At 61.0% G+C, this 11,461-nt stretch carries 13 protein-coding genes and 2 pseudogenes; 10 read left to right on the forward strand and 5 right to left on the reverse strand.

Annotated features, from left to right (window positions below; all coding sequences use genetic code 11):
- Positions 1-221: 221 nt before the first annotated feature.
- The 4 genes from ACLRGI_RS22880 to ACLRGI_RS22895 all read left to right on the forward strand — a co-directional run bounded on the left by ACLRGI_RS22880 (position 222) and on the right by ACLRGI_RS22895 (position 2,603).
- The gene (locus tag ACLRGI_RS22880; protein WP_419203736.1) at positions 222-1,097 is read left to right on the forward strand and encodes an NAD(P)H-binding protein; all 876 of its coding nucleotides are present in this window, start codon (positions 222-224) and stop codon (positions 1,095-1,097) included.
- Between the two features lie 17 nt (positions 1,098-1,114).
- On the forward strand, positions 1,115-1,510 hold the full coding sequence (locus ACLRGI_RS22885; RefSeq protein WP_419203737.1) for a hypothetical protein: 396 nt from the start codon (positions 1,115-1,117) through the stop codon (positions 1,508-1,510).
- Positions 1,511-1,594: 84 nt separating this feature from the next.
- Positions 1,595-2,215 carry a dihydrofolate reductase family protein gene (locus ACLRGI_RS22890; RefSeq protein WP_419203738.1) on the forward strand — a complete coding sequence of 207 codons (621 nt, stop codon included), beginning with the start codon at positions 1,595-1,597 and terminating at the stop codon, positions 2,213-2,215.
- Complete coding sequence (locus ACLRGI_RS22895; RefSeq protein ID WP_419203739.1) at positions 2,187-2,603, forward strand: MBL fold metallo-hydrolase; 417 nt, start codon at positions 2,187-2,189, stop codon at positions 2,601-2,603. The genes ACLRGI_RS22890 and ACLRGI_RS22895 overlap by 29 nt, the downstream gene beginning before the upstream one ends.
- Positions 2,604-2,703: 100 nt before the next feature.
- Here ACLRGI_RS22895 and ACLRGI_RS22900 read toward each other — a convergent pair whose 3' ends face one another.
- Positions 2,704-3,144, reverse strand: coding sequence for a hypothetical protein (locus ACLRGI_RS22900; RefSeq protein WP_419203740.1), 441 nt, complete (start codon positions 3,142-3,144; stop codon positions 2,704-2,706).
- A 229-nt stretch (positions 3,145-3,373) separates the two neighbouring features.
- On the opposite strand from ACLRGI_RS22900, the gene ACLRGI_RS22905 reads away from it, so the two are divergent.
- The gene (locus ACLRGI_RS22905) at positions 3,374-3,856 is read left to right on the forward strand and encodes a pyridoxamine 5'-phosphate oxidase family protein (RefSeq protein WP_419203741.1); all 483 of its coding nucleotides are present in this window, start codon (positions 3,374-3,376) and stop codon (positions 3,854-3,856) included.
- 6 nt (positions 3,857-3,862) lie between these two features.
- A complete protein-coding gene (locus ACLRGI_RS22910) occupies positions 3,863-4,216 on the forward strand; it encodes a TraR/DksA family transcriptional regulator (protein ID WP_419203742.1) in 354 nt (117 codons plus the stop codon).
- 1 nt (position 4,217) lies between these two features.
- On the opposite strand, the gene ACLRGI_RS22915 is transcribed toward ACLRGI_RS22910, so the two are convergent.
- From ACLRGI_RS22915 to ACLRGI_RS22930, 4 genes and pseudogenes are all read right to left on the reverse strand, one after another.
- A complete protein-coding gene (locus tag ACLRGI_RS22915) occupies positions 4,218-4,478 on the reverse strand; it encodes a hypothetical protein (protein WP_419203743.1) in 261 nt (86 codons plus the stop codon).
- Positions 4,479-4,608: 130 nt separating this feature from the next.
- A pseudogene (locus tag ACLRGI_RS22920) lies at positions 4,609-5,037 on the reverse strand (MFS transporter); the annotation flags it as partial.
- A gap of 67 nt (positions 5,038-5,104) precedes the next feature.
- Positions 5,105-5,359: pseudogene (locus tag ACLRGI_RS22925) on the reverse strand (SWIM zinc finger family protein); the annotation flags it as partial.
- Between the two features lie 92 nt (positions 5,360-5,451).
- Positions 5,452-7,386, reverse strand: a complete 1,935-nt coding sequence (locus tag ACLRGI_RS22930; RefSeq protein WP_419203744.1) for an FAD-binding monooxygenase — start codon at positions 7,384-7,386, stop codon at positions 5,452-5,454.
- A 198-nt stretch (positions 7,387-7,584) separates the two neighbouring features.
- Here ACLRGI_RS22930 and ACLRGI_RS22935 point away from each other — a divergent pair, with 198 nt between their 5' ends.
- The 4 genes from ACLRGI_RS22935 (at position 7,585) to ACLRGI_RS22950 (ending at position 11,196) form a co-directional block, all read left to right on the forward strand.
- The gene (locus ACLRGI_RS22935) at positions 7,585-8,520 is read left to right on the forward strand and encodes a 5'-3' exonuclease (RefSeq protein WP_419203745.1); all 936 of its coding nucleotides are present in this window, start codon (positions 7,585-7,587) and stop codon (positions 8,518-8,520) included.
- Positions 8,521-8,755: 235 nt separating this feature from the next.
- Positions 8,756-9,307, forward strand: a complete 552-nt coding sequence (locus ACLRGI_RS22940; RefSeq protein ID WP_419203746.1) for a Clp protease N-terminal domain-containing protein — start codon at positions 8,756-8,758, stop codon at positions 9,305-9,307.
- Between the two features lie 233 nt (positions 9,308-9,540).
- Entirely contained in the window at positions 9,541-9,900 is a 360-nt protein-coding gene (locus ACLRGI_RS22945; RefSeq protein WP_419203748.1) for a YciI family protein, read from the forward strand.
- Between the two features lie 36 nt (positions 9,901-9,936).
- Complete coding sequence (locus ACLRGI_RS22950) at positions 9,937-11,196, forward strand: RNA polymerase sigma factor (RefSeq protein WP_419203747.1); 1,260 nt, start codon at positions 9,937-9,939, stop codon at positions 11,194-11,196.
- The last annotated feature ends 265 nt before the right edge of the window (positions 11,197-11,461 follow it).

Consider the following 11,461-nt stretch of genomic DNA (forward strand, 5'->3'; position numbering starts at 1 on the left):
ATCCGCTGCGCGCCATGCCCCAAGATTAACAGAATTGCCGCTAAGTAAACGGTATTGAGGCTAACCCCCAGGGAGGTTCGCCGCTAGAGTTGAGGCAACGTTCACTAAGGAGGGCTCGCAGCCGTGCACTTCCACCTCAAACCTGTGGACCACGCATTGGGTAGCGTCAACGCCGTGGTCCGTTCCACCGCCGGTTCCCACCGTCTTGTTGCGCCGGGGCCATGATTCTCGTCGTGGGAGGCACGGGCCGCTTGGGTGTTCGTCTGACCAGTGACCTCGCTGCTGCAGGGCAACCTGTCCGCGTCATGGCTCGTGGTCACTCGCAGCCTCTTCCCGAACAAGGGCCTGATGGCGTCGAGATTGTACGGGGCAACTTGTCCTCGATGTCGGACTGCAAGCTTGCCGTTGATGGTTGCGAGCAGGTGGTCTTTGCGGCGTCGGGGTTCGGTTTGAGGCGGGGAGGCACGCCGCGCAGTGTTGACCGTGATGGTGCGTTGCGGCTTCTGGAAACGGCAAAAAGTGGCGGGGTGGAACACCTGGTGATGATGTCCATGCACGGTGCTGCTGCCGATGCGCCACTGGAGTTCCTCCGCATGAAGTTTGCGGCAGAGGAAGCACTGAAGTCCTCGGGATTGGCCTGGACCACAATACGGATGGGGGCGAACCTCGAACAGTTCGTGGCCTCCATGAGCCAACCGCTGAAGACGAAAGGCTACGTATTGGTCTTCGGATCCGGTAGTACGCCGGTGACGTTCACGTCCACGGCAGACGCGGCAGCGCTGGTCGGCCGCGCTCTATCGGACCAGGCACTGCGAGGACGAACCGTGGAGTGGGGATCCGGGACCCATTCGCTCAACGCAGTTGCCGCTGCCATTCTGCGCCACGCCGGCGGAGGCTCTATCAAACGAATACCGGTGCCCGCTTTACACGTGATGTCCGTCGGCGCGCGACCCTTCTCTCCCTTTATGGCCAGAATGGCAGCAGCTGCGCTCTGGATGGAGTCGGGCGCAGCGGCCTTCGATTCCGTGGCGCAACGAAGAGCTTTTCCTGACATCCCGGTGTCAGGTCTTGAAGAGAGTCTCGATCCACGTCCTTAGGCGCTTAGGATCGACTCATGGCCGGTTCCCTGGATGTCCTTGGCCCCATCCTGGAGATAATGACGTGGGTGGGGTTTGTTCCGGGCGTGCCCCTTTTGATCTGCGCCTGGATCATTGCCAAGCGCCGGTGCACTTGGGAGACCGCGGATGGAGAACAGTTCGCCGCAGGTGGCTTTTTGGGGGTGCAATGGGTGGATCGGGCAAACGAGGAACAAAAGGTACTGATGGACATCCCTGCACGTGATGGCAGCGTTGATCCTGGCGCAGTGCTTGTCCACTACGATGTTTGCCATCCCTCACGATGCTCCCTGCAGCCCCCGCGCCATGACAACACCGTGTTGATTTTGGGATGGATCCTCACTGGCGTTGGGATCCTGAGCACCCTCGGAGGGTTCGTCCTTCTCCTGATTTAGCGTGGACCCCTTGAACGTCCAATAGCTCCGGGGCTAGCATTTCCGCGCACGGTCAACCCGCATGGCTAAGCCGAGGAGATTGCTATGTCTGAGAGCGCCGCAACCCTGATGGTGGACCTGATCATTTCTCTGGACGGCTACGCGTCTGCCGAAGGCTGGCCTGGCTGGTGGGGACTTGAGGGTCCGGAATACCTGGCCTGGCTTGAAGAGGAAGGAAAGAAGGACTTCACCACCCTGATGGGTGCGAACACGTATCGGGTGATGTCCAGCATGTCGGAGGAAGCCTCTGAAGCTGGCTCGGGCTTTTCCGAGGAAGAAGGCGCCAGCTTGAGTGGGTTGGCCGCCATGCCAAAAATAGTGTTCTCCTCCACCTTGAAGGAGCCCCTGGCTTGGCCTAACTCGGAACTCATTTCCGGTGACGCCGTGAAAGCCGTTCGGGAATTGAAGAGGACCCGAACCGGCACGTTGAGCACTCTTGGCAGTCTGAGTCTTTGCCGTTCCCTGCTGACAGCCGGCCTCGTGGACAGGTTCCGATTGGTTGTGTTTCCGGTGATCACGGGAAGGACCGGTAGCGAGCGGATCTATGACGGCTATCCGGATGTCGCGTTGGAACTGGTGAACAGCCGGACGTTCGATGGCCGGTCGCAGTTACTGGAGTACATCCCTACTGTTATTGATGGACCGCCACCAGCCCGGAGAGGGTGACTTCAATGCAGGGAGGTATTCAGTCAGCTCCCTTGGTTCCCGAATCCCAACCAGAAGCCATTGTCCGGCAAGTCATTTGCCTGCAGGAATAGCCGGCCCTACGGAGATCAGTTTCGACGTTCGTTGCTTTGTGTTGCCTGCTTCCAGCGGGATTGTCGTGATCGATACGGGGATGCGTGGCAGCGCCGTCGACATGCAACAGGCGCTGGAACGTTTGGGCGCTGGCTGGGGTGACGTCTCCGACATCGTGCTCACACACTCACATGCAGATCATGGGCGGTATGGACGATGTACTTTCGAACACGGACAGTGCTGTGGTGTGGGCAGGCGAAGCGGACATCCGCGCCTTGCCTTTCCATGCGGATGTCCGGCCCGCGGTGGATGGTGAACTAATTCGCGGGCTGCGCGTCATCCACACGCCTGGGCACACCAAAGGCCACATCAGCCTTTTGCGTGAAAGTGACGGTTTGGTGATGGGTGGCATTGGCCTACCGGGCGTTGTGTGCCTGATCTTCACGGGCGTGTTCGAACAGGGGTGTCAGGCACTCCGTGTAGTACGTCATGGTTTCAGCGAAAGTGAGCAGATGCGGTGCGTTCATTGCGGCAACTGACGAGCCCTGCCCGAATGTCTGGTCCGCGAGGCAGAGAAGCGGTTCGCGGCTGCTGCCATTAGTGGTCAGGGTAGCTATTCCCCAAGGATGGGCGGGCTCAGTTACAGCTATGCCTGCTGCGTCGAAAGTGTCGCGCAGGACGTAGTGCGTGACCGTACGCCAGGACTGGACAAAAGGCTGCTGTAGTTGCTCAATACGGTCTTCGTCGTTAGCCTCGTACGCGCTACGGAGATCGGCGGAAAGAGCATCCCATTCATGGGCATCGCGGACCATGAGGTGCGCGGCGCGAAGGCGGTCAATGGTTTCGTTCAACGTCATGGCAGTCCCCAAACTTCCCGTCGTTTTGCCTGGCCCGAGTGGGGCAAGCCTGACCGCCGTCGGCATGTCACTATCAAACAGAACGGATGAAGCCGCAGCATGATTCCCTAAAGGGCGGTGCTTTGTCTTTGCCTGCCAGCGATATTACTTGTCCGCCTAGCAAATCAGTAGCCTTACTAATAGGGTGGCTATGGGGAAAGCCCCCGAGGCGAAGAGAAGGCAGGCCCGTATGACTGAAGAGCAGCCCATCAGTAAAGTCACGGATATCATCAACGATTCCAAGATCGGAATGCTGACCACCGTCAACGAGGAAGGTTCGTTGGTCAGTCGGCCGCTTGCCGTCCAGGAAGTCAAGGACGACGGCGACATGTGGTTCTTCACGGGGCTGGGAACCTCGCAGGTTGCCCATGTGCGGCAGGACCCGCGAGTCAATGTTTCCTTCGGCAAGAACACGGAGTGGGTCTCGGTAGCCGGGACTGCCGAGGTTGTCACGGACCGGCAAAAAATCCATGAGATGTGGAACCAGGTTGTACAGGCCTGGTTCCCTGATGGTCCCGACACCCCGGACGTGTGCTTGCTTCATGTCGACTCGGACTCGGCAGAGTATTGGACCAGTCCGGGCGGTACGGCCGCAACGGTACTTCAATGGGTCAAGTCCAAGGTCACCCATTCCCGGTTCAGCGTAGGCGAAAGCGGCACCGTGGAGTTATGATCCGCCATGGTTGATGCCCAGCGGTTTCGTCTCCTTTTGGAGGAGGAGCGGAACGGCAAACTCGAACTGCTCAAGGCCTTGGGAAATGACATCACCTCCGTGAGCCTCGCCCGGCAGGACTCCAATGTGGACGACGAACACGATCCCGAGGGAAGCACCATTGCGTTCGAACTTTCACAGGCGTCCGGCCTCATGGAGCAAAGCCGGGTGGGCTTGGAACAGATCAACGAGGCGCTGGCGAGGATCGACCAGGGAAGCTACGGGCTGTGCGCGGTTTGCGGTACAGCCATTCCCGAGGGCAGGCTTGAGGCCAGGCCGTGGACACCATTCTGTGTTAACCACGCCTCAGGACGTAGCTGAGTCAGCTGGACATTCCCGGTGAGACCGGGACAAATTCAATTCCCTGCTGGACCTTCTTCCTGGGTCCGCGGTCGAAGCCTTTTGCATCAAGGTGGTTCCCTGCGCGGTAGGCCGCAAGCGCTTCGTCGTAGATCTCGTTGAGGCGCTGCCCGGTGAAGACTTCCTGGGTCCCGTCGGCAAAAAGGACGGCCACGGTGACGCTGGCGGGAAAGTGCCGTTTCATTCGGATGAAGCCTTGGGTGTCCTGATGGAGGGAGATCACGTGCCAACCGCGCTTTCTGTAGTGTTCATGCCAGTCTTCCTTACGTGAGGCGCATTCGTGGCTTATGTGGGGATCCTGGAACTTATGATGCAATCCGACCAGGCTGGCGGCCGTGCCCCAAACACCACGCTCATGGCAGGGATTCCGTATCGGGGGCTTCGGCTGTACTGGCGCGGTCGGCTGCGACTCCCTGCTTCCGGCTGGCCAGCAGGAACGGCAATGCGATGAGCTCAATTACGCCGGCCATTGCCAAGGATGCCGGATAACCGTAAAGATCGGCTCCACGGCCGAGGACGGGCTGGATAACTACGCCGCCGCTGGAGCCCATCAGCGAATCGAAGCTCAGGACAGTCGCGCGCTGCTTCGACGGGATCATGTCGTTGACATAGGCCTGCCGGACGGGCGTAGCTGCGGAACCAACAACGGCCCACAACGCGAGCAACACCAACGCCACCCAGAAAATACGGGTGAAGCCAAGGACCAGCAGGATCATGCCGCCCACCAAGGCGCCGAGGATCAGCACGGAGGTGCGCTTGTGGAACAACCGTCTGGCGTGCGGCCCATTCCCTGGCGAATTCAGCGGTGCCGGTTCCGGCCTCCGCCGCTTCACCCCGCGACCATAGAAGCAGGAGTGCAAGCGCGTGCTTGCAGGGGAACTTCCGGCTGGGACATGAGCACCGGTAGGCGGGCGCAACGATGTCCACGCTCACCTGGTACGGTGTTTTTCCGCTGCCTTGGCACTTGCCCCACACAAGGACATCATTGCTGCCCGATTCGGACCACGGGCCGGGATGTGCGAGCTTCCGTGCTGCTGCCAGCGAGGAAGAGTCCGGGGCCGCATTGATGACTGTCTCTTCGCTCCAACGCCCCATGGAACACATTCTGCCTGACGGCTCCGACACTATGGAACAGCAGTCAGGGTGTGGCGCTGGAACAGCGGGGAGCCAGGGGCCCGATACCCCGCTGCTCTCCCTTAGGCCTGGTTACTCACCAGCCCCTGCTCTGTCCCGGTGCTCTCAGTACGCTCAGCTGACTTCAGCGGGGCAAAAAACTTGCCGAGTTCCGCCGTTGCGGTCAAGGGCAGCACGTTGGCGACATATTGGTCCGGCCGGACCACCACAACCACACCGTCGCGGCTCAGTCCGCGCAACTCAAAAATGTCCGCGTTGGGATCGGCGCCGAAAACCTTCTCAAGGTAAGTGAGCTTGAAGGGCCCAACCGTCGGTTTGAAAGCCGCCGGTACGGCGTTGATATCAACGTTGGTGTGGTCCTGTTGGTAGATCACCTTCACATCGAACCAGGCGTCGCGGTCGGCGTCGGACGGCGTCGCGGCCAGCGGCGAGTCCGGCGAGTTCGCGATCCACTCCGCGAAGTCCGCTACCGGTCCTTGGGCGCCTGCCTGGGCCACATCGGCGAAGACATAGATGCGCCAACGCCCGTCCGCCTTGGCGTGGTGGCCCAGGTGCATGGGGTTGGTGTCGCAGACCCGGAGGACGGGAGCGGACTTAAAGCGCTTGCCAACCGGGAACCCGGTGGCGAGTTCCTGGTGTCGGGCCTCGGCTACCAGCATCGAGGGAGCGTACTGCGTCATGAAGCCCGCCGGGAACTCGGCAGTGCTGGTGTAGAAGGTCTCCAATTCCGCGGGGTCTTCGAACTCTTCAGGCTTCTTGGCCATCAGGGTGGACCATTGTTTGTCGAAATCGATGAGGTTCTTCGCCACCACCTGGCGCTCCGCGGAATAGGTGTCCAACAGGTTTTCGGGGCTGCGGCCTTCGAGGACGTGGCCGAGCTTCCAGCCGATGTTGAACCCGTCCTGCATGGAGACGTTCATGCCCTGTCCGGCTTTAGCGCTGTGGGTGTGGCAGGCGTCGCCAGTGATGAACACCCGCGGAGTGCGGGTGCCGCGCTCCTCCGGCAGGACGTCGTCGAACCTGTCTGTGAGCCTGTGGCCTACCTCGTACACGCTGTGCCACGCCACGTTGCGCACATCCAACGTGTAGGGGTGGAGGATGTCATTGGCTTTCCGGATGATCTGTTCGATGGTCGTCCGGCGCACGGCACCCTTGTCATTGGGGTTGACCTCGCCCAAGTCCACGTACATGCGGAACAGGTGGCCGCCTTCGCGGGGGATCAGGAGGATGCTGCCTCCGGCGCCGGACTGGATGGCGCACTTGGTGCGGATGTCCGGGAAGTCGGTGACGGCAAGGACGTCCATGACGCCCCACGCATGGTTGGCCTGGTCGCCGGCGAGGTGGCAGCCGATGGACTCACGAACCTTGCTGCGCGCACCGTCGGCACCCACCACATACTTGGCGCGGATGACCCGCTCCTGGCCTTCGTTGGGGCCGGACGTGTGGGCCAGCGTGACGGTTACCGGGTAGTCACCTTGGCCCGTGACATCCAGGCTATGGAATTCGTAACCGTAGTCCGGTCTCATCCGCGTGGGGGAGTTGGCCATGAACTCCGCGAAGTAATCCAGGACGCGGGCCTGGTTGACGATCAGGTGCGGGAACTCGCTGATCCCGGCCGGGTCATCAACAGCCCGTGCAGCCCGAACGATACGCGAATGATCGGCAGGATCCGGCTTCCAGAAAGCCATCTCCGTAATCCGGTACGCCTCCGCGATGATGCGCTCGGCGAACCCGAACGCCTGGAAAGTTTCGACGCTGCGAGCCTGGATCCCGTCGGCTTGGCCGATGGCTAAACGCCCGGGACGCCGTTCAATAATGCGTGTGGTGACATCCGGGAACTGGGAAAGCTGCGCCGCGGTCAACATGCCGGCAGGGCCTGTGCCCACGATGAGGACATCAACTTCGTCGGGCAGCTCGGTGGGGCGGTTGATTCCGACGCCGGCGGCCGGCTCGACCCGGGGGTCACCGGATACGTAACCGTGGTGGTGGAACTGCACGGGCTTTCCTCACTTCTTTGTGGGCTCTTGCTCAATGGGCGTTCTGCTCAATGGGTGTTCGATAATAGAACACGGTGTTCTATTATCGCTCCGATAATCGTAATGCGGCTCACACGTGCGTTCAAGCCCTTGATGCCTCTTATGCCGGACCTTGTGTAGCTTCCTGCAGATTGGGCCTCTGGCATGTCAGGATCAGGTATGCCGCGACTGATGCTCTTGGATACTGCCTCCTTGTATTTCCGCGCCTTCTACGGCGTGCCCGATTCCATTCGCCGATCGGACGGAACGCCCGTGAATGCGGTGCGTGGTCTCATGGATATGATCGCCCGCCTCACTACCGACTACGAGGCCACGCACTTGGTGGCTTGCTGGGACAACGATTGGCGCCCACAGTGGCGCGTAGACCTGATTCCCAGCTACAAGTCGCACAGGGTGGCGGAAATCGTTTCGAATGGTCCGGATGTAGAGGTGGTTCCGGACCCGCTTGAGGCGCAGATTCCCATGATCCGCCGAGTACTGGACCTTGCCGGGATCGCCGTGATGGGCGTTGACGAGCATGAGGCTGATGACGTCATAGGGACCTATGCGAGCCAAGCGACCATCCCTACGGATGTGGTTACCGGCGACCGCGACCTCTTCCAGCTCGTCAATGACGACCGTGGGGTCCGCGTCATCTACACCGCCCGCGGCATGAAGAACCTGGAAGTTCTCACCGACGTCGTGGTGGTGGGCAAGTACCGTGTCCTGCCCGGGCAGTATGCCGACTTTGCCACACTCAGGGGAGACGCCTCCGATGGTCTCCCCGGCGTTGCCGGCATAGGAGAAAAGACTGCGGCGTCACTGCTTGGAACGCACGGATCATTGACGGGGCTGCTGGAGGCGGCGGAAGCTCCCGACGGCGGGTTGTCGGCTACCGTCCGGGCCAAACTGTCCGCGGCGGCTGACTATCTCAAAGTGGCTCCCGCCGTGGTGAATGTGGTGCGCGACCTCGCGGTACCGACGCTGGAAGAGGCGGGTGCCGAGCTGCGTCCCGTCACCGGAGATGCGCGCGCTGAACTTGAGCAATTGGCCACTGACTGGAATCTGGGCGGATCGGTGAAGAGGCTGCTGGACGCTCTGGACCGCACCAGCTGAGCTAACTGTCCGCTGAGCAGCTGTCCGCTGACCACCCTGTCCGCTGACCACGATTGTCGGCTGATTACGATGTCCGCTGACGAGCCCATTCACAGATTCCGGGTCACTTTCACAGCCGAATGACAGGTTCGGAACAGCGGGGGCTTTGGCGGGTCTCCCATGGTGTTAAGAGGACGGAACCATTGACCGTCCCTCAGACCACCAGCCGTACCAACGGCTCATTGAGGAGAGGCATATGTCGAAATTCAAGAGAATCACCCTGGGCGTGGCAGCCGGAGCGCTTGCACTGGGAGCCGGATTGGGCGCTACCAGCATCGCGACGGCGGCCACCACACCCTCGCCGAGCGCCACAGCGTCCGCGGATGCAACCGCTCCCTCAGATCGTGGGGGGAAGCTTGGTGGTCACGGACGCGATCGGGGACAGATCGCTGCTGAGTTGGCAACCAAGCTCGGAGTGGACGAAGCGAAAGTTACCGAGGCCTTGAAAGCGTTCCGTGAGGCAAACAAACCCGCCGCGCCTCCGGCCGAGGGAACGGAAGGAACCAAGCCGGACCGTACGGCGCAGGATGCTGCGTTGGCGAAGTCGCTCGCTGAAGCATTGGGCGTCGATGAAGCCAAGGTCGCCACGGCACTGGAAGAAATCCGTGCCGCAGGCCAAGCGGAGCGTTCCGCAGCTCTGAAGACAAAACTGGACGAAGCGGTCGCGGACGGCAAGCTCACGCAAGCAGAAGCTGATGCCGTAACCAAAGCCGTTGAAGCCGGAGTCCTCGGAGGAGGCGGGCGCTAAGACTACAGCGCGAACCCGACCATATGGGGAGCCTCCGGATACGTCCGGGGGCTCCCCTTCGCAGTGCTTGACGACAGCCTGATGGTTGACGTTGTTCAAGGGCCACACCCGTATGCGCACATGAGCCTGCAATGTGTTTTCAACAAGCTGTCGATTTCTGCTCGCGCTGTTCGACCTATGGATGAGAAGGTCGAAGGGCGGCTTTCCACGACACAGGAGCCAAATTCGAGAACATCGATTTCAACGAGATCCTCGAGGCAATGGGCAAATTCAATGACGAACTGATCCGCGCTGGAGTCCTCTTGGCCGCAGAAGGCCTGGACGACGCCAAGGACGGCGTGGTGGTGGACTTCACCGGTGAAACTCCGGTGGTCACTGACGGCCCCTACGGAGAAACAAAGGAACTGTTCGGCGGCTATTACATCCTGGATGTCGCCTCCAAGCAGGAAGCAATCGAGTGGGCAAAGCGCGCACCCATGACTGCTGGTACCAAGACCGAAATCCGTCGCGTGACAAGCATTGACGAGTTCCCTCAAGACAACGAATGGATTCAAAAGGAACGGGCATGGCGCCAGCAAACCGGTCAGCTCTGAGGTACACCGAAGATTCTCCGGTCAGCAGCGGCCGGCGTGAGCAGTAATGAGGCAAGGGCCGCCGTCGAAGCGGTGTGGCGGAGTGAATCCGCCCGTATCGTCGGCGCCCTTGCCCGCTACACCGGCGATTTCACCCTGGCCGAGGACCTTGCGCAGGAAGCGCTGGCAGAAGCCCTCGTGTCCTGGTCTGTGAATGGCATCCCCGTGGAACCGGCGGGTTGGCTCTTGACTGCGGGACGGCGTCGGGCGATCGACTCGTTCCGGAGGCGTGCTGTTCGCGACGAGAAGTATGCCTTGCTGGCCCGTGATTTATCCGAGGAAGAACCCGGTGTGGACACTTTGTTCAACCCTGATGCCATCGATGACGACGTTCTCGCTTTGATGTTTGTCTCCTGCCATCCCGTGTTGTCCAAGGAGGCACGAATTGCCCTGACGCTTCGCGTGGTGGGCGGCATGGGCACGGAAGAGATTGCCAAGTCTTTCTTGGTCGCCGTTCCGACCATCCAGGCCCGTATCACGCGAGCCAAGAAAACCCTGGCGGCCGCGCACGTGCCGTTTGCTGTGCCGGAGACCGCCGAAATATCGGAGCGGTTGGGCTCAGTGTTGCAGGTGGTCTACTTGATTTTTTCCGAGGGTGCCTTTGCCTCCGGTGGTGATTCGTGGATGCGTACGGAACTGGCCGGCGAAGCACGTCGGCTCGCCCGCATTTTGGTTCGGTTGGCTCCCGAACCCGAAGCGTTTGGCCTCCTCGCTTTGATGGAACTGACGGCCGCACGTTTTCCTGCCCGGCTCGATTCAGCCGGACAGCCTGTCCTTCTCGAAGACCAGGATCGACGACGTTGGGACCAGTCTGCGATACACCGTGGCAGGGCAGCTCTTAAGACTGCCGGGGCTGCGGGCCGAGGTCTCGGCGCCTACGGATTGCAGGCTTCCATTGCCGAATGCCACGCGGTGGCTCGGAGTGCCGAGGAGACGGATTGGCAACGAATCGTAATTCTGTATGAGGCCCTGGGGCGACTGGTTCCATCGCCTGTGGTTGAACTGAATCATGCAGTTGCGGTTGCCATGGCTTCGGGTCCGGCCTCCGGGCTGCAGTTGGTGGACGCAATCTCGGACAGCGGTGCTTTGACGGGGTCACACCTGGTTCCGACGGTGCGAGGTGAGCTCCTCACCCGGCTGGGCCGTCTTGAAGAGGCAAAGGAAGCCCTGTCAGAAGCACTCGACCTGTGCTCGAACGCTGCCGAACGTTCCGCGCTGGAGCGAAAGATCGCCGAACTGGCAGACCAGCTGAGCTGAAAAGCCACGACACGACGGTATCGTCCTGCCGCCCGCACCTGAGTTTGGCTGCGTCCTGCCGCCCGCATCTGCGTTTGGCCGCGCCCTGCCGCCCGGGCTGGAATGGGGGGCACCTACCAACCAGTGGTCGTGCAACTAGCGGGCGTGAATATGGCCAGGGCGAACGCCAGTCCTCCCGTAACTACTACCGGGCGTGTTTATGTTCTTTGGGGTGTGTGGTGGTGCTGTCTCTTCTCCACACCTGACGCTGCCGACGAGGAGCGTG

It is taken from the genome of Paenarthrobacter sp. PPS72 (genome assembly GCF_048537125.1).
Classification (GTDB): domain Bacteria; phylum Actinomycetota; class Actinomycetes; order Actinomycetales; family Micrococcaceae; genus Arthrobacter; species Arthrobacter nitroguajacolicus_E.